Consider the following 21130-nt stretch of genomic DNA (forward strand, 5'->3'; position numbering starts at 1 on the left):
TCCACCCCGGTTTGAGGCGTTTCCGACCGCCCGCCGTAATCCAGATCACCGGACGGGACGCCGGGCCGGCCCGGCCGGACCCCCGGGACGGTCCCGTTCACTCCGTCGGCGCCGTGGTCGGCCCGCCGCCGGGGGCGGCCAGCCGCCGCCGCAGCGAGGCGATCGCCAGCGCGAGGGCGAACACCACCAACAGGGTGGAGATCACGATCAGGAGGACCGCGGTGCGCCGCACCGAGCCGTCCCCGCCGTCGGCGCCGCCCGCCGGGGCGTCGGCCGCCAGCACACCCTGCGACCCGGTCGGCGCGGGCGGTGCGGCCACCGGCGTCGCCAGCGCGGCGGCGGCGGTGATCCGGAAGCTCATCTGCACCTGCCTGGTCCGGCCGCTGGGCGGGTCGAGCTGCCCGAGCACCGCGCCGGCCAGCGGGGCCCGCCGCTGGGCCTCCGGCGTCGCGGAGACCGGCAGCCGTAGCCGCGCGCCCCGGCCGGCGGCGACGGTGCCCAGCTCGCAGCGCGTACGGTCGGGGGTGACCGGAACGCAGCCGGCCGGGGGCGCCGGCACGGTCACGCCGGCCGGCAGGATCACCTCGATCCGGCCGTCGGCGTCCACCCGGCCGGTGTTGTCCAGGCTTACGTCGAGGCCGCTCGCCACGCCGCCGATGTCGAAGGAGACCTCGCCGGCGTCCACCCTGATCCCCGGCACCGGCGGGCCGGGCGGGAAGAGCACCGCGAACCCCTCGTCGTCGCCCACGGGTGCGTTCGCGCCGGGTGCGTTCGCGGTGACCCGCACGGAGCCGCCGAGCGGCATCCGTCGCCACGCGTCGCCGGCGACGCGGACGCGCAGCAGGGCGCTGAACCGGGCGCCGGGGGCGCTGGCCCACTCGCCGCAGCGGTGCTCCCCGTCGCCACCGGCGGCGGCGCAGCCCCGGGTGCCGGCGTCGGTCAGCCCCGCCGGCAGCGTGTAGGCCAGCCGGATCCGGGCGGGCGTCGTGCCGGTGTTCGTGATCGTCACCCGCAGCGTGCTCACGGTGCTGGGCGCGTTCCAGTAGGCGGGGGTCAGGGTGATGTCGTCGGTGGTGACGCGGACCCCGGCGGGGGACGCCGGTGGGTCGGGGGCGGGCGCGGGCGGCCGGACCGGCGGCGGCGCGGCGGTGGTGGGCGCGGCGGTGGTCGGGGCCGTCTCCGGCGGGGCCGCGGTCGTCGCGGCCGGTTCGGTCGGCGCGGCCGGCGGCGTCGTCTGCGGCGGTGGCGCCGTGGTCGGCGGCGCCTCGGTGGGCACCGGGCCGGCGTCCGTGGGTTCCGCCGTCGGGGTGTCCCCGCCGGGCTCGGCGGCCGGTTCGGTCGCGGCGACCCGGGTCGCCGCCGGTGCGGCGGTGGCCCGCACCGGCACGGCGACGACGGTCAGCCCGACCGCGAGGCAGATCGCCAGTAGGGGCACGGCGCGGCGGTCACGCGCCCGCCCGTCGGGCCGTACGTCCACGCGGGCCATCTGTCCTCCGGTGACGATGAGTGAGATTCCCATATTCGACAACACTTGCCCGGAGGCACTAGTCCCGCAGGGGACCAAATCCGTAACAGGTTCGACCCGGGCGGGGCGCGGGGTCGGGACGGTAGGCTCAGCGACCGTGACCGGTTACCTGGGCTCGTACGCGACGCTCGGGCTGCTGCTGCTCGCCGGCGTCCTCTTCTTCGTCGTGGCGTTCTCGGCCAACCGGGTGCTGCGTCCCGCCCGCCCGGCGGACCCCTTCGGCAAGCGCGCCACCTACGAGTGCGGCCTCGACCCGGTCGGCGCCGACTGGGCGCAGATGCAGATCCGTTACTACGTGTACGCGTACCTCTACGTGTTGTTCGCCGTGGAGTCGGTGTTCCTCTTCCCCTGGGCGGTGGTCTTCGACCGGCCCGGCTTCGGCATGGTCACGGTCGTGGAGATGGCGGTCTTCGTCTCGGTGCTGGCGCTCGGCATCCTCTACGCCTGGCGGAAGAACATCCTGCGCTGGTCCTGACCGCCCGCCGGTCGGCCGGGGCGGCGACGAGCAGCCCGTACCCCTCAGGCGAGTCCGCGCCGGGTCAGCGTCGGCGGCCGGTCGCCCCGGATCGAGGCGACCATGTCGAGCACCCGGCGGGTCGGGCGGACCTGGTGCGCGCGGAACACCCGGGCGCCCAGCCAGGCCGAGACCGCGGTGGTGGCGAGCGTGCCCTCCAGCCGCTCGGCGACCGGCAGGTCCAGTGTCTCGCCGATGAAGTCCTTGTTCGACAGGGCGACCAGCAGGGGCCAGCCGGTGCCGGCGAGCTCGCCGAGGCGGCGGGTCAGCTCCAGGGAGTGGCGGGTGTTCTTGCCGAAGTCGTGCGCCGGGTCGATCAGGATCCCGTCGGCGCGTACGCCCAGCGAGACCGCGCGTTCGGCGAGCCCGGTCACCGTCGTGACCACGTCGGCGACCACGTCGGCGAACGCCGCGCGGTGTGGCCGGGTGCGGGGCGGCAGGCCGCCGGCGTGCGAGCAGACCAGGCCGGCACCGGTCTGGGCCGCCACCCGGGCCAGCGCCGGGTCGGCGCCCGACCAGGTGTCGTTGAGCAGGTCCGCGCCCGCCGCGACGGCCTCGACGGCGACCTCTGCCCGCCAGGTGTCGATCGAGATCACCACTTCGGGGAAGGCGGCCCGGACGGCGGCGATGGTCTCCACCGTGCGGCCGATCTCCTCGGCCACGTCCACCTCGGCCCCCGGACCGGCCTTGACCCCGCCGATGTCGATGATCTCGGCGCCCTCGCCGACCGCCCGCTCCACGGCGCGCAGCGCGCTGTCGTGGGCGAAGGTGGCACCCCGGTCGAAGAACGAGTCCGGGGTGCGGTTGACGATCGCCATCACCACCAGCTCGTCCGGGCCGAACGTGCGCCCACCGAGCCGAAGCGCCCCGGCCATGCCGCCTCCTTAGGGTCCGCGCCGCCGGCCGGCGTCCCGCCGCCGACCGCTCACGACGCTAGCCGGTCCGCCGGGACCGGGCGCCTGCCGGTCCGGCCCCGTTCACCGGGGTCGCGCCGGCCCCGCCCCCGCCGGCGGGGTGGGTGCGCGGGTGTGCCGGCGGAACGGATCGGAACGCGGGCGGGTGGTGGGGTCGCTCCGGACCGTTCGACATGCCACGATCTGTGTATGGGTCAGGTTCTGCTTCCGCTGGTCGTGGCGTTGACGGTTGCGGCGGTCGTGTTCGGGGTGACGGTGCTGGTCTCCGGCCGGGATCCCGGCCTGGTGCCGGCCGAGCCGGACGGACGGGCGGTGCCGTTGCCGGGGGCCCGCCCGCTGCGCGAGTCGGACGTGGGCGAGGTCCGGTTCGACACGGCGCTGCGGGGCTACCGGATGACCCAGGTCGACCAGGCGCTGCGCCGGGCGGCCTACGACATCGGCTACAAGTCCGAGCTGATCGGCGTGCTGGAGGCGGAGGTCGCCGCCCTGCGTGCGGGGCGCACGGCGGACGCCGACGCCCTGCGTCAGGCCCGGGAGCAGGCGGAACGGACGGGCCCCGAGCCGTCGCCGCCGGCCCGGGGGACGGTCCAGGTCGCCGCCGGCGGGGCGGACGCACCCACCGGCGGCGCCGTGGACCGCGGCCCCGACATCGTCGTCCACCGCAGCACCGACGACGCCACGGGCCCGGCGGGCGACGCCACGGGCCCGGCGGGCGACGCCACGGGCCCGGCGGGCGACGCCACGGGCCCGGCCGGCGACGCCACGGGCCCGGCGGGCGGTGACGGCGTCGCGGACCGGCCCGGCGCCGCGACGCGTCCGGCGGGCGACGCGAGCGGTCCCGGCCCGGTGGCCTGGTCGGAGCCCAAGTGAGCGGCCCGGACAACGGCGAGGTCCTGCGCGAGGTGGCGCAACCCGGCGCGGGCGAGGTCACCGCCACGGTGATCGTCGACGCGCCGGCGGAGCGGGTCTTCGCGGCGCTCACCGCCTGGGAACGGCAGTCGGACTGGATCCCCTTCACCACCGTCCGGGTGGTCGAGGGCGACGGCGGCGAGGGCAGCCTGGTCGAGGCGGTCACCACGCTCGGTCCCGCGGTGCTGCGCGACGAGATGCGGGTGGTCCGGGTGGACGCGCCCTACGAGGTGGGCGTCGTGCACTGCGGGAAGCTGCTGCGCGGCCCCGGCGTGCTGCGCTGCACGCCGCTGGAGCGCAACCGCACCCAGGTGGTCTGGCACGAGTGGTTCCACCTGCCGGGCGGCCCCGCCGGTCGGGTGGCCTGGCCGGTGCTCTGGCCGGGGTCGAAGTTCAGCCTGACGCAGGCGCTGCGGAAGTTCGGCCGGCTGGTGGAGCAGGGCCGGCTGCCCTGAGCCGCGCCGCACATGATCGACTCGACGTCCCGGACATCGGGTCGACCGCATGACCGGGACGACCCGATGTCGTCGACACCGGGCGGACCGGGCGGCGGCGGCCGGGGCGTCGTGCGATGCGGCGGCCCCGACCTCGGCGGAGCGGTGCCCTAGCGTGGACGCGTGACTGACCTGGTGATCGGCGCCGACGGGCTGCCGCGATGCGGCTGGGGGCAGAGCACCCCCGACTACGCCGCCTACCACGACACCGAGTGGGGTCGGCCCCTGCGCGGCGACGACGCGCTCTACGAACGGCTCACGCTCGAGGCGTTTCAATCGGGGCTGTCCTGGCTGACCATCCTGCGCAAACGTGTCGCGTTCCGGCTGGCCTTCGACGAGTTCCGCATCGAGACCGTGGCCGGCTACGACGACTCGGACGTCGCCCGGCTGCTCGCCGACGCCGGCATCGTCCGCAACCGGGCGAAGATCGAGGCGGCGATCGCCAACGCCCGGGCGGCGCTGGAGCTGCCCGAGGGCATCTCCGCGTTGCTCTGGTCCTTCGCCCCGCCGCCCCGGGTGGCCCGGCCCGCGTCGGCCGCGCAGGTGCCGGCGTTGACCCCGGAGTCCACCGCGATGGCCAAGGCGCTCAAGAAGCGGGGTTTCCGTTTCGTCGGTCCGACCACGGCCTACGCGCTGATGCAGGCCACCGGGATGGTCGACGACCACCTTGCGGGCTGCCACGTCGTGGCGGGGCGGGCGGCGTGATGGGATGGAGACCATGACGACCGACACCGCGCACCGGGTGGACGGCGCGCGCCCCGCCGACGGCCCGGGCACCTGGGCGTTGCTGCTGCCCGCCGGGCGCTACGAGGCCGAGCGACTCGTCCACCACGACACCCTCGAGCTGACCGACCTGACCGACGCCGCGCGTCCCCGCCCCGGCGACCGGGTCGCCGTGCTTGTCGACGCGCCGCCACGGATGGTGGCGCTGGGCCGGGTCGCCGCGCCCGGCGGGCAGGAGCGGGAGGACCCGGACGATCCGCAGTCCGGGTGGTCCCAGGCGCCGCTGGTGGTGGCGTACACCCGGCGGGCCTTCGACGAGCCGGTGCCGGCCGACACGCTGACGCTCGACGGGCCGGTGACCGCGCTGGACCCGGCGGCCTTCTCGGCGCTGGCGGAGCGGCTCGGCCCGCCGCCGCGGCGGCGCTCCTGGCTGGTCAGCCTCGACCTGCCGATCGAGGCCGCGTCGTCGGCCGAGGCGGTCCGCCTGTTCTGGGCCTACGTGCAGGAGTTGGGTCCCCGCGAGCTGCCCGCCTTCGTCTCGCCCTTCGGCGACGAGCTGGCCATGCAGGCCTTCGTGCTCGGCGCGGAGGCCAACCAGGACCCGGAGGAGGACGACTGACCGACCCGGCGGCGACACCCGGAGGAGCGTCGGTACCGGCGATCCTCGCGGCGGCCGTCCCGACGACAGGCTGCCCGGCGGGCGGGGGTCCACCGTCAGCGGCCCTCGAAGACCGGCTTCTGCTTGTTGACGAAGGCCGCCGTCGCGGCCCGGTGGTCGGCGGTGCCACCGCAGATCGTCTGTGCCTGGGCCTCGGCGGCCAGGGCGTCGGCCAGCGTGCCCGCGTCGGCGATCGAGAGCTGCCGCTTGATCGCCCCGTACGCGACGGTCGGGCCGGCGGCCAGCCGGGCGGCCAGCTCCTGCGCGGCCGGCAGCACCTGCTCGTCGTCCGGCATCAGGCGGTTGAGTAGCCCGAGCTGGCAGGCGTCCTGGGCGCGTACCGGCTCGGCCAGCAGCAGCAGCTCGATGGCCTTGGCGTGACCGACCAGCCGGGGCAGCGTCCAGGAGGCGCCGGTGTCCGCGGCGAGCCCGACCTTGGCGAACGCCATCAGGAAGCTGGTGGACGGCCCGCCGATGCGGATGTCGGCCAGGAAGGCCAGCGACGCGCCCGCCCCGGCGGCCATCCCCCGCACCGCCGCGACGACCGGCTTGGGCAGGTTGGCCAGCCGGGCGGCGATCGGGTTGTAGTGCGCCCGGACGGTGTCCAGGGCGTTGCTGTCGGTGGACTCCAGGACCCGTACGTGCTCGCGCAGGTCCTGGCCGGCACTGAACGCACCACCCGCGCCCGCGAGCACCACCGCCCGGCAGGACCGGTCGGTCTCCAGCTCGGCGAGGGTGTCCCGCAGCGCCTCCTTGAGCGCCACGTCGAGCGCGTTCATCGCCGTGGGGCGGTTCAGCGTCAGGGTGACGACGGCGTCGGTGCGGTCGACGAGCAGGGGCTCGGTCACTTCTCAGGACCCTTCTGTCGGGCGATGCGGTTGCCGGCGTCGAGGCACTGCTCGACGTACCGGTCGGCGGCGGGCCGCAGCCGGGCCGCGTGCCGGTCGAAGAAGCTGGCCGCGGCGGTGCCCGGCCAGCGCTCGGGGAGCAGCGCCGGCGGTAGCTGCGGGTCCCGGAACAGGAAGGTACGCCAGGCGTGCACGAGCCGGAACCGGGCAGCGTACGCCTCCTCGTCGGCGCTGCGCACGGTGACCCCGGACAGCAGCGGGCGCTGCGCGGCGACGAACTGCTCGTACGCCTGGCCGATCTCGGCCAGGTCCCAGGCCCGGCGGACCACCCCCATCGCGCCGGGGGTGCCGGCGGTGTGCGCCGCGGTGAACCGCTCGTAGTGCACGCCCGCCTCGTGCAGCAGCACGTCCACGTCCTCGCCTGCCCGGGTGGCGACCCAGGTGCAGTCGCCCAGGGCGCCGTAGCCGAGGAAGGTCAGGTTGGCGGCGAGTCGCTGGCGGTCCCGCCGGGACAGGGGGGCCTCCAGCACCAGGAGGTCGAACCGTCCGTCCCAGGTGATCCGACCGGTCCGGTAGATCCGGGCCGCCGCCTCGTCCAATCGGCGGGCCGCCTTCGGTGTGATCGAATATCCCGGCCCCAGGGTGAGCCGGCACGGGTCGAGCCACCCCTGGCGGACCATGCGGGAGACCGCCGTACGTACGGCGGGCGGGGCGATCCCGAGCGGCGCGAGCAGCCTGACCAGGGCGGCGACGGGTGCCCGGCCACCCCTCGCCCGGAGGTGGTCGCCGTACAGGTCGAAGAGTGCCGACCGTGCCTGCATGACCGCACATTGTGACAGGCCTTCTCAGGATATGCTAGATACTGTTACATCAATGCTGCTTCGGTTTGGGTCCGGCGGTGTTCATCAGGGAAAATCGTTGGTCGACACCTCCGCATAGGTTGCGGTGGTCAAGACGAAGTGGCTGTGGGGCAACCCACCGACCCTGGTGTAGGTCTGAGGGGAGACAACATGGCGGCGATGAAGCCGCGGACGGGCGACGGTCCGCTGGAAGTCACCAAGGAGGGCCGGGGCATCGTCATGCGCGTCCCGCTGGAGGGTGGTGGCCGGCTTGTCGTCGAGATGACTCCCGACGAGGCCAACGCACTCGGTGACGCACTGAAGGCAGCCGCCGGCTGACCGAAGGAACGGCCCCCGCGCCCGCGTGGGCCCTTCCGTCACACCCTGAGCCACCGGCCCCGCCGGTGGCTCAGGGTCTTCAACTCCCGCGGAGCCCCGCTCCGCGAGCTTTCCTGGAGGTACGGCTCCGCGTGCTCGCCATCCGTCTGCTCGCCGAGCCGGACCGGCTCGACACCCTCGTTCTGCCCGTCCGGCCGGTCCCGGGTGACGACGGTGCCGCCCGGCCGGCCCCGACCGGTGCGGTGCTGCCCGACGGCGTGGGGGAGGAGGCCGCCGCCCTGACGCCGGCGGCCCGGCTCGCCGGACGGCCGGGCGAGGTCCACGCGCACCTGCGGCCCGGGCGCGATCCCGGGCGGCTGCTGCTGCTCGGCATCGGCGACGGCGACGAGGCGGCCTGGCGGACGGCCGGCGCGGCCCTGGCGCGGGCCGCGAAAGATGAGATACACGTCACGTTGATCATGCCGGCGCAGGTCGCCCCGGCGGCCGTGCGCGGACTGGTCGAGGGGCTGCTGCTGGCGTCGTACCGGTTCCGGATGACCGACGCGGGCGCCGCGCCCGCCCTGGCCGGGGTCGACGTCGTGGTGACCGACCCGGACGCGCACGCCGAGACCCTGGTGGCGGCCCGTACGACGGCCCGGATGACCCGGTTCGCCCGCGACCTCACCAACACCCCGTCATCGGTCAAGAACCCGCAGTGGTTCGCCGACCAGGTCGCCGCCCACGCCGACGGCGTGCCGGACCTGCACCTGCGCGTACGCGGCCCGGAGGAGCTGGCTGCCGAGGGCTTCGGCGGGATCCTCGCCGTCGGGGGCGGCTCGGCCAGCGGCCCGCGCCTGGTCGAGCTGGACTGGCGGCCGGCCGACGCGCGTGTGCACGTGGTGCTGGTCGGCAAGGGGATCACGTTCGACACCGGCGGCCTCTCGATCAAGCCGGTCGCGTCGATGAAGCTGATGCGCAAGGACATGGCCGGCGCGGCGGCGGTGGTCGCGGCGACCCTCGGCGCGGCGGCCCTGGGCCTGCCGGTGCGGGTCACCACGCTCGCGCCGCTGGCGGAGAACATGCTCAGCGGGTCGGCGTTCCGCCCCGGCGACATCGTGCGCCACTACGGTGGCACGACCAGCGAGACCACCAACTCCGACGCGGAGGGCCGGCTGGTGCTGGCCGACGCGCTCGCGTACGCCGTCGCCGAGTTCGAACCCGACCTGCTGGTCGACCTGGCCACCCTCACCGGGGCGAACGCGGTCGCGCTGGGCAAGCGCACCGGCGCCCTCTACAGCGACAACGAGCAGCTCGCCGCGGACATGCTGGCCGCGATCGCCACCGCCGGGGAGGCCGCCTGGCGGATGCCGCTGCCCGCCGACTACACCGAGCACCTCGGCAGCGAACTGGCCGACCTGCACAGCTCACCGAACCGGGGCGCCGGTTCGGTGCTGGCCGCGCTCTACCTGCGCGAGTTCACCGGCGGGCTGCGCGACCGGTGGCTGCACGTGGACATGTCCGCGCCGTCGTGGGCCGAGGGCGACGACGCCGAGCTGACCCGGGGCGCGACCGGCTGGGGCGTACGCTCGCTGCTGCGCTGGCTTGGCTCGTTGGGGTGACCGCCGGACGGCGCCCGTCCCCGGCGGGGGCCCGGTCAGCGGCGGCGGGTCAGCACTTGACGGCGGCGAGCAGCCCCTGGCCGACCGGCAGCAGCGCCGGGATCCAGTGCTCCGACTCCCGGATCGCCTTGAGCGCCTCGCGGACGGTCACCGTCTCCACGTCGCGGGCGGCGGGGTCGCCGATCCGGCCGCCGGCCAACGTGCCGTTGAGCGCGACCACCCCGCCCGGCCGCAGCAGCCGCAGCGCAGCGTCCACGCACGCGGCGAAGCTCGTCGCCTGCGCGTCCACGAAGACCAGGTCGTACGCGCCGTCGGCGAGCCGGGGGAGGACGTCCAGCGCGCGGCCGGTGATGATCCGGGTCCGGCCGGCGGCGAAGCCCGCCTGGGTGAAGATGCGTCGGGCGATCCGCTGGTGCTCCACCTCGACGTCGATGGTGGTCAGCACGCCGTCGGGGCGCATGCCGCGCAGCAGCCAGACCCCGCTGACTCCCGTGCCGGTGCCGATCTCCACCACCGCCCGGGCGCTGCCGGCGGCGGCGAGCAGCCGCAACGCGGCCCCCGCACCGGGGGTCACGGCGTCGAGGCCGACCTCGTGGGCCAGGCTGCGGGCGGTACGCAGGACGAGGTCCTCGGTCACGTACGACTCGGCGAAGTGCAGGGTCTGGGCCGTCGAAGTGCCGGAACCGGCGACCGTGGCGATGGGACACCTCCGGGCGGCTCGTGTGGTGCGGGGGCGAGTGGGCACTGTGAGCCTAGAGGCGACGTCGAACGGGCGCAGCCGGGCGTCCGCCACCCGACGATCACGGCCGGCAACCGGTGACTGTGTGTCCGGCATCCGTGTAATCCTGGAAGCGGTGTTCCGTCGAGGGCGAGTGGGCGACCCTGTCGCCGGGTCGGTGGATCGCGGGACGCGGGGATGGACTGGGAGGGCACCGACGTGACCGACGGCTGGGACTGGCGCCAGCCCGGGGGAACTCCGGCACCGGCGCGACCGCCGGGGCCCGGACACCCACCGGTGGGGTCGCCGCCGACGCCTCAGGGCGGCGGGGGCGGCACGACTTCGCCCTGGTGGTCCGACGCCCTGGCCGACCCGTGGCGCGACCCGGGCGCGCCCGCCGCGGTGGTGCTGCCGGCCGCCCCCGGCCCGGGCAGCGAACCGGAACCGGTCAGCGACCCGGACGCCCCGGGCCGGCCGACACTGCGCCACCTGCTGCTCATCCCGTTGATCACCGCGTTGCTCGCGGGCAGCCTCGGCGGCGCGCTCGGGTACGCCTTCGCGGTGCGCGGGGGTGCCGCGGGCACTGTGCTCGGCGCGGACCCGCAGGCGCCCGGCCTGGCCCAGCGCCGGCCCGAGTCGCTCGCCGGCGTCGCCGAGCGGGTGCTGCCCAGCGTGGTGACCGTACGGGTGGCCGGCCTCGGCGGCACAAGTGAGGGCTCCGGCTTCGTCGCCAGCGCCGACGGGCACGTGATCACCAACGATCACGTGCTGGCGGGGGCGACCGGCAAGGCGTCGGTGGTCTTCAACGACGGCAGTTCGGCCCCGGCGACGGTCATCGGGCAGGACCCGGAGTCCGACATCGCGGTGATCAAGGTCTCCCGGTCGGGGCTGCGGCCGGTCGAGTTCGGCGACTCCGACGCGCTGGCCGTCGGCGACCCGGTCCTGGCCATGGGCTCGCCGCTGTCGCTGGCCAACACGGTCACGGCCGGCATCGTCAGCGCCCTGGACCGGACGATGCGGGCCGGCGAGCCCGGCGGCCCCACGCGCTACTACGCGGCGATCCAGACCGACGCGGCCGTCAACCACGGCAACTCGGGTGGGCCACTGGTCGACGGGGCGGGCCGGGTCATCGGCGTCAACTCGACCATCAAGTCGCTGGTCTCTGAGGGGCAGGAGGCGGGCAACATCGGTCTCGCCTTCGCGATCCCCATCAACCAGGCCAAGCGGATCACCCAGGACATCATCGGCACCGGGAAGGCCCGGCGTACGGTGATCGGCGCCACGGTCGGCGGGACCGCCTCGGGCACCGGCGGCGCCGGCGTGCGCCTGGCGGCCGTGGAGCCGTCCGGGCCGGCGGCCGGCGCGGGGCTGAGGACCGGCGACGTGGTCCTCAAGCTGGACGGGCGACCGATGACGGAACCGACCGACCTGATCGCGCTGGTCCGGAAGTTCGCGCCAGGTGCGGTGGTGACCGTCGAGTACCGCCGGGGCACGAACCGGCAGAACGCCTCGGTGCGGCTGGCCGCCGACGCCAAGTAGGGGTGGTTCACCCCCTCCCCGCAGAGCGTCCGGCGTGCGTAGTCTTGCTGTCGACGGCGGAGGAGGCTCGTGCGGTGTTCGAGAACCTGAACTGGTGGGAGATCGCAGCGCTGCTGCTGCTGGCACTGTTGATCTTCGGTGACCGGCTGCCCACGGTGATCGGCGACGGCCTGCGCATGGTGCGCAACCTGCGCACCATGGCCAGCAACGCCACCACCGACCTGAGCCGCGAGCTGGGCACCGACATCAAGCTGGAAGACCTGCACCCGAAGGCGTTCATCCGCAAGCACCTGCTCAGCGAAGAGGAGGAGCAGGCGATCCGGAAGCCCCTGCAGGGCGTCTACGACAACCTGCGGGCGGACGTCGCCGGCGTGCACGACGAGCTGAAGGACGTCGCCGCCGCCGTCGACCCGCGCGCGAACGGCAGCCGCTCCACGGTCACCGCTCCCGCTCCGGCTCCGGCTCCCCGCGCCAGCTACGACGACGCGACCTGACCCCCGCCGCCAGGCCGACTCGACCCGAGCCCGCCTGTCGCGACAGCGAGCCCGCCCCTCGGGCCGCTGCCCGCTGCCGCTGCCCGCTGCCGCTGCCGGTTCCGGCTCGTGCTGTTGCCGGCTCCCGCTGCCGTTCAATCGTCACCATGATTGGTTGACGGGTAACCGGAGTGGGGGATGGATCCGGCCGGTTTTCCGTCAGACGATCGTGGCCGTGGAGCTGTGCGGAGACTGGCCGGTGCTGCGGTGCTGCGGTGCTGCGGTGCTGCGGTGCTGCGGTGCTGCGGTGCTGCGGTGCTGCGGTGCTGCGGTGCTGCGGTGCTGCGGTGCTGCGGTGCTGCGGTGCTGCGGTGCTGCGGTGCTGCGGTGCGTGCGGTGCTGCGGTGCTGCGGTGCGTGCGGTGCGTGCGGTGCGTGCGGTGCGGTGCAGCGCGGTGCGGAGATTGGCCGGCGCGGTGCGGTGCGGTGGCGCGGTGTGAGGTCGGCGGCGGTCGGTCAGCGGCCGGCGGGCTTGAGGCCCAGCGGCTTGCCCAGCAGCGACTCCCGCCGCACGGCGAGCCGGTCGGCGACCTGGCCCAGCGCCTTCGCGGCCGGTGACTGCGGCTCGGCCAGCACGATCGGGACGCCCACGTCGCCGGCCTCGCGGACCCGGGTGTCGAGGGGGATCTGCCCGAGCAGCGGCACCTGCGCACCGATGGTCTTCGTCAGCGACTCGGCCACCGCCTGACCGCCGCCGGTGCCGAAGACCTCCATCCGGGAGCCGTCCGGCAGTTCCAGCCAGGACATGTTCTCGATGACGCCGACGACCCGCTGGTGGGTCTGCAACGCGATCGCGCCGGCCCGCTCCGCCACCTCGGCGGCGGCGGCCTGCGGGGTGGTCACGATGAGGATCTCGGAGTTGGGCAGCAGCTGGGCCAGGGAGATGGCCACGTCGCCGGTGCCCGGGGGCAGGTCGAGCAGGAGCACGTCCAGCTCACCCCAGTAGACGTCGGCGAGGAACTGCTGCAACGCCCGGTGCAGCATCGGGCCGCGCCACACCACGGCGGCGTTGCCGGCGGTGAACATGCCGATGGAGATGACCTTCACGCCGTGCGACTGCGGCGGCATGATCATGTCCTCGACGCGGGTCGGGCGCCCGTCCGCGCCGAGCATCCGGGGCACCGAGTGGCCGTAGATGTCGGCGTCGACCACGCCGACGGAGAGCCCACGGGCGGCCAGCGCGGCGGCCAGGTTGACCGTCACGCTGGACTTGCCGACGCCGCCCTTGCCGCTGGCGACCGCGTACACGCGGGTGCGCGAGCCCGGCTGGGCGAACGGGATGACCGGCTCCTGGGAGGCGCCGCCGCCCCCACGCAGCTTCGACTGGAGCTCCTGGCGCTGCTCCGGGCTCATCACGCCGAACTCGATCTCCACGCCGGTCACACCGGGCACCGCGCTGACGGCGGCGGTGATGTCGGAGCGCAGCTTGTCCTTCAGCGGGCAGCCGGCGACGGTGAGCAGCAGCTCGACCCGTACGACGCCGTTGTCGCCGACCTCGGCGGAGCGGACCATGCCCAGTTCGGTGATGGGCCGGCGGATCTCCGGGTCGTTGACGGTGGCCAGCGCGGCCTGGATCGCGTCGGAGACGGTGCTGACGGGTGCTGACATGCCGGCAATGTTACGTCGGCGGCGGTGCCCCGCCGTGGGCAGCGGGGCCGGTGTGAGCGAGTCGATGGGCGGTTGGCCGCTCAGGCCGCCGGTTCCCGGCCGCCCGGCAGGCCACCGTGGGCCGGGTCGCCGTCCAGGTCGTCGCGGGGTTCGTCCAGCCCGTCCCCGTACTGCGCGACCCGCCCCTGCTGCCGGCGCTCCAGCCGCTGCCGGCGCCGCCCCGCCTCGTCCAGCTCCTCGGCCAGCCGGGCCAGCTCGGAGCGGAGGAAGTCGCGGGTCGCCACCTCGCCCATCGCGTTGCGCAACGCGGCGATCTCCCGGGCCAGGTACTCCGTGTCGGCCTTCTGCATGGTCGCCCGCCGGCGGTCCTCCTCCTGGGTGACCCGGTCCCGGTCGGCCTGCCGGTTCTGCGCCAGCAGGATCAGCGGGGCCGCGTAGCTGGCCTGCAGGGACAGCACCAGGGTCAGGAACGTGAAGGTGTACGGGTCGAAGCGCAGGTGCGCCGGGGCCAGCGTGTTCCAGCCGAACCAGAGCGCGATCACGATCGTCATGTAGACGATGAAGTTGGCGGTGCCCATTCCCCGGGCGATCCCCTCGGACCACCGGCCGAAGGCCTCCGGATCGAATCGGGGCAGCTTGACGCCCCGGGGCTCGCGCGGCTGGTCGAGCCGCTGCGCCCGTCGCCGTTCAGCCATTCTCGTCGTCCTGCTCGGCGTCGTCCGGCTCGGCGTCGTCCGGCTCGGCGTCGTCCGGCTCGGCGTCGTCCGGCTCGGCGTCGTCCGGCTCGGTGGCGGCCGGCTCGGTGGCGGCCGGGGCCGCGGCGACGGCGTCGCGGTCCCGCCAGTCACGGGGCAGGAGATGATCCAGCACGTCGTCGACCGTGACCGCGCCGACCAGCCGGTTGCTGCGGTCGATCACCGGCATGGCGACCAGGTCGTACGTGGCCATCCGGCGGGTGATCTCCGGCAGCGGGGTGGTCGCCCGCAGCGGGTCGATGTCGTTGACCACCACCCCGCCGAGCAGGTCGGCCGGCGGTTCCCGCAGCAGTCGCTGGAAGTGCACCATGCCGAGGTAGCGGCCCGTCGGCGTGGTCATCGGCGCCCGGGACACGAAGACCTGCGCGGCGATCGCGGGGGAGAGCTGCGGTTCCCGGATCCGGGCCAGCGCCTCGGCGACGGTGGCGTCCGGCGGCAGGATGACCGGCTCGGAGGTCATCACGCTGCCCGCCGTGCCCGGCGTGTACTTGAGTAGCTGCCGCACCGGGTCGGCCTCGTCCGGCTGCATCAGGTCCAGCAGCACGTCCTGCTCGGGCGGCGGCAGCTCGCTGAGCAGGTCGGCCGCGTCGTCCGGGTCCATCTCCTCCAGCACGTCGGCGGCCCGTTCCCGGTCCAGCGCGGCCAGGATCTCCACCTGGTCGCGTTCGGGCAGCTCACCCAGGACATCCGCCAGGCGCTCGTCGTCGAGGGCGGCGGCGATCTCGTTGCGCCGGGCGTCGGGGAGGTCCTGCAGGGCGTTGGCGAGGTCGGCGGCGCGCATGTCCTCCAGCACCGCGAGCAGGTTGGCCGTGCCCCGGCTGTCGGCGATGCCGCTGAGCCCGCGCACGCGCTCCCACTCGACCTGGTGCAGGTGGCCCCGGCGGCTGAGTCGGCCGGTCTGCTCGCGTACGGCGACGCGGGCCAGCGACCACTCGCCGCCCCGGCTGCAGTCCATCGCCACGTCGACCACGTTGCCGGCCTGCCCGCCGGGCTGGACCTGCACCCGCCGGTCCAGCAGCTCCTGGAGCACGAGCAACTCGTTCGGGCGCTTCTCGAAGCGCCGCAGGTTGAGCGTGCCGCTGCCGAGCACGACCGCGTCGGCGTCGATGGAGGTGATCCGGTTCAGCGACAGGAAGATGCGTCGGCGCATCGGCATCTCGGCGACCAGGCCGACCACCTCGGGCGGGCGCTGTGTCGGTCGTAGCCGGGCCACGGCGTCGCGGACCCGGCCCACCTGGTCGCCGTTGGGATCGAAGACGGCGACTCCGGCGAGCCGGGCGAGGTAGACCCGGGTCGGCGTGCTCACGGGCACCAGCCTAAGCGCCTAGTGTCTAGCAACATGTCGACCCTGGCCTACGAGATCGTGGACGTCTTCACCGACCGTCCGTTCGCCGGCAATCCGCTGGCGGTGGTGTTCGGTGCGGAAGGGCTGGCCACCCAGCAGATGCAGGCACTCGCGTCGGAGTTCAACCTCTCCGAGACGGTGTTCGTGCTCCCCCCGACCCAGGTCGGCGTCACCTACCGGGCCCGCATCTTCACCCCCGTCGAGGAGTTGCCCTTCGCCGGGCATCCCAGCGTGGGCGCGGCGGTGACCGCCAGCCGGCGCGGCATGTTCGGTGTGGGGCACGTCACCCAGGAGTGCGGCGCGGGCGTGCTGTCGGTCGAGGTGACGGCCGCCGGGGCGACGCTGACGGGCGGCGCACCCACCCTCGGCCCCGAGCTGGACCCGGAGCCGCTGCTGGAGATGGCGGGGCTCAGCGCCGCCGACCACGTCGGCCCGGCGCCCCGGGTGGCCGGCTGCGGGCTGGAGTTCCCGTACCTTCCCGTCCGCCCGGACGCGGTGGCCCGCGCCCGGGTCGACGTGGCGGCGGCACAGCGGTACGGAGTGGAACACGTCAGCGTCTTCTCCTGGGACGCCGCCGCCCGGACCGCGCACGCCCGGGTCTTCGTCCCGGGGATCGGCGTGCCGGAGGACCCGGCCACCGGCTCGGCCGCCCTGGGCCTCGGGGTGTGGCTGGTCGCCACCGGCCTGCTGCCCGCCGACGGGCGGGCCGAGTACACCGTCCACCAGGGCATCGAGATCAACCGCCCGTCGCTGCTGGCCTGCACGGTGACCGCCGCCGGTGGTCAGGTGCTGGGCGCCACCGTGGCCGGCCAGGTGATGCCGGTGGCCCGGGGGGAGATCGCCGTTCCCCCGTTCGTCGGCTGACGACGAGGGCCGGGGCCGTTGGTGCCGGCGCGGCGGCGGGTGGCGCTGACGGGAAGCGCCCGGTACGGGAGGATGCGGGGGTGACCGAAGCGGAGCGGACCAGCACCCCACTGGTCGACGAGGCGATGAAGAAGGCCGCCGTGGCCTGGGTGAGCGTGGCCGGGGGGCCGGCGCTCGCGCTGTGGTGCGTATCCCTGGAAGGGGCGCTCCTCGTGGTCAGCGGCCCGGGGGAGCAGTCCGCGCCGGGGCTGGCCGACGCCGCCGAGGCGCAGGTCACGCTGCGCGGTGACCACGGCGGGCGGATCGTGACGTGGCCGGCCCGGGTGAGCCGCCTGGTGCCGGGCACCGAGCAGTGGGAGTCCAGCGCGCCGCTGGTGGCCGCGAAGCGGCTGAACGCACCCGGGACCACCGCCGATCTGGTGGCACGCTGGGCGGCCGACGGCTGCGCGGTGACCCGGCTGGCCCCGGCCGGCGACCCGGTCGCCGGCGCGGGGCTGCCCGCGGGCTCGCTCGCCGAGGTGCCCCGGGAGACGCCCGCGGTCCGGGCGACCCGCAAGCCGTTCCGCCTGCACCGGGTCCGCCGCCGCTGAGCGGGGGGCGGGCCGGGATCAGCGGGGGCCGCAGGAGGCGGCCCACAGCGCGGCTCCCGGCGGCACCGTCGCCGCCCGCACCAGGTCGACCACCTCGTCCAGCGAGCGCAGCACCGGCCCGCTCCAGGTGGCGTCGGCGTTGAACACCATGTGGCCGGCCAGGTCCGGCGCGGCCAGCCGCACGGCGGTCATCCCGGCCCGTTCCGCCCCGGTCAGCTCCTGGCTGCCGCCGTCGCCGACGTAGAGGCAGTCCGCCGGCGCCAGGCCGAGCAGTCGGCACGCCGCCTGGTAGAGCGCCGGATCGGGCTTGCAGCGCCCCACCTGCACGGAGAAGACCCGCACGTCGAGCAGCGGAGCGATCGGCAGCTGCGGCAGGAAGGCCGGCAGCTCGTGCGTGCAGTCGCTGATGACGCCGGTGCGCAGGCCGAGTCGGCGCAGCGCGGCCAGCGTGGGCACCGCCTCCTCCCGCAGCCGGGTGTCGGCGCGGATGGCCCGGTGGCGGGAGGCGACCGCCGAGCGGATCGCGACGTCCGAGGGGCGTACGCCGGCCTGCTCGCACACCCAGCGCAGGGTCGCCTCGGCGTTGCCGAGCCGCCCGCAGGCGCGCTCGTAGAAGGTGCGGTCGAGCACGTCGACGAGCGCGCCCGGCGGGCAGCCGAGCAGCTCGGCGGTCGACCGGTGGGCGGCGCCCCGCTGCACGGAACGGGTAAGCGTGCCGAAGAAGTCGAACAGCACCGCCTGGTAGGTGGGCATGGAGGAGCGCCTCCGGGCGGTAGGGGAATCGCCGGCGCGGACAGCCATGATCGTAACGGGGTGTTGACGGTACGTGATGCCCCGTGACGTGTGAGGATTTCACCCCGTGTCCACCGCACCGCACCGCCCGCCGCTCGATCCCGTGACCACCGGGGCGCTCGCCCTGGCCGTCGTCGCCGTGTCGTCGTCCGCGCCGCTGGTGGCCTTCGCGGCGGCGCCCGCGCTGGCCGTCGCGTTCTGGCGCAACCTGCTCTCGGTCGCCGCGCTGGGCCCGTTCGCGGTGGCCCGGCGACGTGCCGAGTTCCGGTCGCTGACGGTCGGCGCAGGGCGGCGCGGGGGCCGCTACTGCGTCCTGTCCGGCGTGGCGCTCGCCGCGCACTTCGCCACCTGGATGCCCAGCACCAGACTCACCTCGGTCGCCGCGGCGACCGCGCTCTGCGCCACCCAGCCGGTCTGGCAGGGGCTGATCGCCCGCGCCCAGGGCCACCGCCTGCCGGGCGTGGTGTGGGTCGGCATCGCGGTGGCGGTCGCCGGGGCGGGCGTGGCGACCGGTGCCGACTTCGCCGTCTCCGGCCGGGCCGTGGCCGGGGACCTGCTCGCGGTGGCGGGCGGCGTGTTCGCGGCGGTCTACACCGCGCTCGGCGAGCGGGCCCGCACGACGATCAGCACGACCACCTACACCACCATCTGCTACGGCGTCTGCGCGCTGCTCCTGCTCGTGGTCTGCCTGGTCGGTCGGGTGCCGCTGACCGGCTTCGACATCGACACCTGGCTGGTCGTGCTGGCCCTGGTGGCCGGCGCCCAACTGCTCGGGCACTCGATGTTCAACTACGCGCTGCGGAGGGTCTCGGCGACCACGGTCAGCGTGCTGGTGCTGCTGGAGGCCCCGGGGGCGGCCCTGCTCGGCTGGGCCTGGCTGGGCCAACTGCCGGGGCTGGCGACCCTGCTCGGGCTGGCGCTGCTGCTCGCGGGCGTCGCGGTGGTGGTGCTCGGCGCCGGGCGGCGGGCGGCTCCGGCAGCCGCGCCGACGCGAGGCGGGCCCGCGCGGCCGGCTCGGCGGTAGGCGCGGCTGCGTGAGCGGTGGGTCCCGGTGCACCCGCGGCCGGCCCGTCAGTCGCGCCGGGCGACCACCGCCACCCGGGGCAGCGCCTCCGGGTCCGGTACGCCGGTGAGCAGGTCGTCGATGGCGGCGACGTGGCTGGTCACCCAGCCGGCGTCCGCCAGGGCGGCGAGCACGTCGGCGACCCGGTGGGCGGTGTTGGTGATCGTCGTGGTGAACGGGGTCGCCTCGCCGTCGTCGGTGCGCAGCTCGCCGGTGATGTGCAGCGGGCGGCGGTCGCCGTCGAGCGGGCCACGGGCCGCCACGACGGAGGCTGCGCCGTCCTCCCGGGTGACCGGGGGGACGTCGGCGCGCAGTCCCCGCAGCGTGGACATGTCGAAGCCGAACCAGCCACCCGGCGCGACCGCCGCGTGGACGCGACGCAGGTAGGCCCGGACCCGGTCGATTTCGCCGACGTGGTTGACGATGTCGTAGGTGGAGAGCGCGAACGCGCAGGGGCGCGGCACCTCGAAGTCCGTGGCGTCCGCGGTCAGCAGCACCGCGTCGGTGCCGGCCAGCCGCTCGCGGGCGCGGGCGATCATCGCCGCCGAGATGTCGACGCCGACGATCCGGTAACCGGCGGCGGCGAATCGGGCGGCCACGATGCCGGTGCCGCAGCCGACGTCGAGCAGGCTCCGTTCGGCGCCGGGGGCCACCCGCTCGTGCAGGCGCAACCACGCCTCGCCCATCCGTTGCGGGTACGGCGCCCAGAAGCGGTCGTACGCCGTGGCGAAGGCGTCAACGTACTCGGCCATCGAGTTGCCTTTCGTAGTGCCGGACGGAGGAACTGGCCAACGGGGCGAGCGCGGCGACGAAAATCACCGCGGCCAGGCAGAGCAGGGCCGGCCGGACGCCGATCTCGGGTACGACGAAGCCGGCGGCGATCATGACCGGTGGCCCGAGACCCACCGCCCCCAGCCACTCGTACGCGCTCACGCGGGACATCGCCTCCGCCGGCACCTCGGACTGGACGGTCGTCTCCCACAGCACCCCGAAGACGTCGAACGCGACCCCGGCCAGCACGGCGGCCAGCACCACGTACGGCAGCGCGGCGCCGGAGCCGAGCAGCAGGGCCGGCAGTCCCAGCATCGACACGGCGAGGACGGCCACGCGCAGCGGCCGGGTCGTGCGGACCCGCATCGCGACCAGCACCCCGGCGAACATGCCCACCGCGTACCCGGCGAGGATCGTGGACCATGCGCCCGCGCCACCGAGGTGGGTCCGGGCGAGCAGCGGCCCCGCGAGCCCGAGGGTGACCCCGACGGCGGCGTTGACCACGGCCGCGGCGAGCACGATCTGCCACAGCCAGCGCCGCCGGACGAACTCGCGCCACCCGTCGCGAAGCTGCGCCGGCAGGTTCCGCCCGGTCGTCCGGTGGGCCCGGTCGAGGCGGAGCCGCGCGATGAGTCCGGCGGCGACGACGAACGTCGCGGTGTCGAGGGCCAGCGCCCAGCCCGGCCCCAGCCAGGCGATCAGCGTGCCGCCGGCGGCGAAGCCCGCCACCGTGGCGGTGTTCGTGCCCAGCCGCAGCACGGCGTTGCCGCGTTGCCGCGACTCGGGCGCGACCAGCTCGGCGGTCAACCCGTTGAGCGAGGGCAGCAGCAGCGCGGAGGCGGTGCCGGCGACGGCCGCGCAGACGGCGAGGGTGGCGACGCCCGCCCGCCCGGTCAGGACGAGGACGGTCATCGCGCCGTAGGCCGTGCCGCACATCAGCTCCGCGCACACGAGGACGCGGTGGCGCGGCAGCCGGTCGCCGATGACGCCGCCGAGCAGCATCAGCGCGATCCTGGGCACCGAGATCGCGGCGAGCACGAGCGACAGCGCCGGAGCCGACCCGTCGGGCAGGTCGAGCACGGCGAAGGTCAGCGCGAGCGGACCCATCGCGTTGCCGAAGACGGAGACCGTCCTGGCGGTGGCGAACAGGACGAACCGGCGCTCGCGCAGCGGATCCGCCGGACGATCCACG

General features: G+C 75.2%; 22 protein-coding genes and 1 pseudogene. 12 read left to right on the plus strand and 11 right to left on the minus strand.

Annotated elements, in window-relative coordinates; all coding sequences use genetic code 11:
• Nucleotides 1–97: 97 nt before the first annotated feature.
• Nucleotides 98–1486 (minus strand): hypothetical protein, encoded by a 1389-nt coding sequence (locus ACQ452_RS03415; RefSeq protein ID WP_433389601.1) that lies wholly within the window; start codon nt 1484–1486, stop codon nt 98–100.
• A 136-nt stretch (nt 1487–1622) separates the two neighbouring features.
• Between ACQ452_RS03415 and ndhC the strand changes: the two genes are divergently transcribed.
• Nucleotides 1623–2000: an NADH-quinone oxidoreductase subunit A gene (ndhC, locus tag ACQ452_RS03420; RefSeq protein WP_433389603.1), complete on the plus strand. Its 378-nt coding sequence runs from the start codon at nt 1623–1625 to the stop codon at nt 1998–2000.
• 44 nt (nt 2001–2044) lie between these two features.
• Here ndhC and folP read toward each other — a convergent pair whose 3' ends face one another.
• The gene (gene folP / locus ACQ452_RS03425) at nt 2045–2914 is read right to left on the minus strand and encodes a dihydropteroate synthase (RefSeq protein WP_433389604.1); all 870 of its coding nucleotides are present in this window, start codon (nt 2912–2914) and stop codon (nt 2045–2047) included.
• A 228-nt stretch (nt 2915–3142) separates the two neighbouring features.
• On the opposite strand from folP, the gene ACQ452_RS03430 reads away from it, so the two are divergent.
• The 4 genes from ACQ452_RS03430 (at nt 3143) to ACQ452_RS03445 (ending at nt 5698) form a co-directional block, all read left to right on the plus strand.
• Nucleotides 3143–3823, plus strand: coding sequence for a DivIVA domain-containing protein (locus ACQ452_RS03430; protein WP_433389606.1), 681 nt, complete (start codon nt 3143–3145; stop codon nt 3821–3823).
• On the plus strand, nt 3820–4317 hold the full coding sequence (locus tag ACQ452_RS03435; protein ID WP_433389608.1) for an SRPBCC family protein: 498 nt from the start codon (nt 3820–3822) through the stop codon (nt 4315–4317). Before ACQ452_RS03430 ends, ACQ452_RS03435 begins: the two co-directional genes overlap by 4 nt.
• Nucleotides 4318–4479: 162 nt before the next feature.
• On the plus strand, nt 4480–5061 hold the full coding sequence (locus ACQ452_RS03440) for a DNA-3-methyladenine glycosylase I (protein ID WP_433389610.1): 582 nt from the start codon (nt 4480–4482) through the stop codon (nt 5059–5061).
• 13 nt (nt 5062–5074) lie between these two features.
• Nucleotides 5075–5698, plus strand: a complete 624-nt coding sequence (locus ACQ452_RS03445) for a hypothetical protein (protein WP_433389612.1) — start codon at nt 5075–5077, stop codon at nt 5696–5698.
• A 95-nt stretch (nt 5699–5793) separates the two neighbouring features.
• Here ACQ452_RS03445 and ACQ452_RS03450 read toward each other — a convergent pair whose 3' ends face one another.
• Both ACQ452_RS03450 and ACQ452_RS03455 read right to left on the minus strand, forming a co-directional pair.
• On the minus strand, nt 5794–6585 hold the full coding sequence (locus ACQ452_RS03450) for an enoyl-CoA hydratase-related protein (protein WP_433389613.1): 792 nt from the start codon (nt 6583–6585) through the stop codon (nt 5794–5796).
• The gene (locus ACQ452_RS03455) at nt 6582–7406 is read right to left on the minus strand and encodes a PaaX family transcriptional regulator (RefSeq protein ID WP_433389615.1); all 825 of its coding nucleotides are present in this window, start codon (nt 7404–7406) and stop codon (nt 6582–6584) included. Before ACQ452_RS03455 ends, ACQ452_RS03450 begins: the two co-directional genes overlap by 4 nt.
• Nucleotides 7407–7595: 189 nt before the next feature.
• On the opposite strand from ACQ452_RS03455, the gene ACQ452_RS03460 reads away from it, so the two are divergent.
• Entirely contained in the window at nt 7596–7763 is a 168-nt protein-coding gene (locus ACQ452_RS03460; RefSeq protein WP_007455245.1) for a DUF3117 domain-containing protein, read from the plus strand.
• A gap of 131 nt (nt 7764–7894) precedes the next feature.
• Nucleotides 7895–9361, plus strand: coding sequence for a leucyl aminopeptidase family protein (locus ACQ452_RS03465; protein WP_433389616.1), 1467 nt, complete (start codon nt 7895–7897; stop codon nt 9359–9361).
• A gap of 49 nt (nt 9362–9410) precedes the next feature.
• Here the strand turns inward: ACQ452_RS03465 and ACQ452_RS03470 are convergent, their stop codons facing one another.
• Nucleotides 9411–9998 (minus strand): O-methyltransferase, encoded by a 588-nt coding sequence (locus tag ACQ452_RS03470; protein WP_433389618.1) that lies wholly within the window; start codon nt 9996–9998, stop codon nt 9411–9413.
• 279 nt (nt 9999–10277) lie between these two features.
• Here ACQ452_RS03470 and ACQ452_RS03475 point away from each other — a divergent pair, with 279 nt between their 5' ends.
• Nucleotides 10278–11618 carry a S1C family serine protease gene (locus ACQ452_RS03475; protein ID WP_433389619.1) on the plus strand — a complete coding sequence of 447 codons (1341 nt, stop codon included), beginning with the start codon at nt 10278–10280 and terminating at the stop codon, nt 11616–11618.
• A 74-nt stretch (nt 11619–11692) separates the two neighbouring features.
• A complete protein-coding gene (locus tag ACQ452_RS03480) occupies nt 11693–12112 on the plus strand; it encodes a preprotein translocase subunit TatB (RefSeq protein WP_433389621.1) in 420 nt (139 codons plus the stop codon).
• A 494-nt stretch (nt 12113–12606) separates the two neighbouring features.
• Here the strand turns inward: ACQ452_RS03480 and ACQ452_RS03485 are convergent, their stop codons facing one another.
• From ACQ452_RS03485 to ACQ452_RS03495, 3 genes and pseudogenes are all read right to left on the minus strand, one after another.
• Nucleotides 12607–13758 (minus strand): Mrp/NBP35 family ATP-binding protein, encoded by a 1152-nt coding sequence (locus ACQ452_RS03485; protein ID WP_433389622.1) that lies wholly within the window; start codon nt 13756–13758, stop codon nt 12607–12609.
• 80 nt (nt 13759–13838) lie between these two features.
• Nucleotides 13839–14453, minus strand: coding sequence for a DUF1003 domain-containing protein (locus ACQ452_RS03490; RefSeq protein ID WP_433389624.1), 615 nt, complete (start codon nt 14451–14453; stop codon nt 13839–13841).
• A gap of 82 nt (nt 14454–14535) precedes the next feature.
• Nucleotides 14536–15819: pseudogene (locus ACQ452_RS03495) on the minus strand (magnesium transporter MgtE N-terminal domain-containing protein); the annotation flags it as partial.
• Nucleotides 15820–15852: 33 nt separating this feature from the next.
• On the opposite strand from ACQ452_RS03495, the gene ACQ452_RS03500 reads away from it, so the two are divergent.
• Nucleotides 15853–16722, plus strand: a complete 870-nt coding sequence (locus ACQ452_RS03500; protein ID WP_433389625.1) for a PhzF family phenazine biosynthesis protein — start codon at nt 15853–15855, stop codon at nt 16720–16722.
• 125 nt (nt 16723–16847) lie between these two features.
• On the plus strand, nt 16848–17312 hold the full coding sequence (locus ACQ452_RS03505) for a hypothetical protein (RefSeq protein WP_433393958.1): 465 nt from the start codon (nt 16848–16850) through the stop codon (nt 17310–17312).
• A gap of 18 nt (nt 17313–17330) precedes the next feature.
• Here ACQ452_RS03505 and ACQ452_RS03510 read toward each other — a convergent pair whose 3' ends face one another.
• Nucleotides 17331–18065, minus strand: a complete 735-nt coding sequence (locus tag ACQ452_RS03510; protein ID WP_433389626.1) for an HAD family hydrolase — start codon at nt 18063–18065, stop codon at nt 17331–17333.
• 106 nt (nt 18066–18171) lie between these two features.
• On the opposite strand from ACQ452_RS03510, the gene ACQ452_RS03515 reads away from it, so the two are divergent.
• On the plus strand, nt 18172–19128 hold the full coding sequence (locus ACQ452_RS03515) for a DMT family transporter (RefSeq protein WP_433389628.1): 957 nt from the start codon (nt 18172–18174) through the stop codon (nt 19126–19128).
• A 47-nt stretch (nt 19129–19175) separates the two neighbouring features.
• Here ACQ452_RS03515 and ACQ452_RS03520 read toward each other — a convergent pair whose 3' ends face one another.
• Both ACQ452_RS03520 and ACQ452_RS03525 read right to left on the minus strand, forming a co-directional pair.
• Nucleotides 19176–19919, minus strand: a complete 744-nt coding sequence (locus ACQ452_RS03520; protein WP_433389630.1) for a class I SAM-dependent DNA methyltransferase — start codon at nt 19917–19919, stop codon at nt 19176–19178.
• A complete protein-coding gene (locus ACQ452_RS03525; protein ID WP_433389632.1) occupies nt 19903–21129 on the minus strand; it encodes an MFS transporter in 1227 nt (408 codons plus the stop codon). The genes ACQ452_RS03520 and ACQ452_RS03525 overlap by 17 nt, the downstream gene beginning before the upstream one ends.
• Nucleotide 21130: the final 1 nt, after the last annotated feature.

Origin of the sequence: Micromonospora sp. KLBMP9576, from assembly GCF_050941805.1 — a bacterium.
In the GTDB taxonomy this organism is placed as follows: domain Bacteria; phylum Actinomycetota; class Actinomycetes; order Mycobacteriales; family Micromonosporaceae; genus Micromonospora.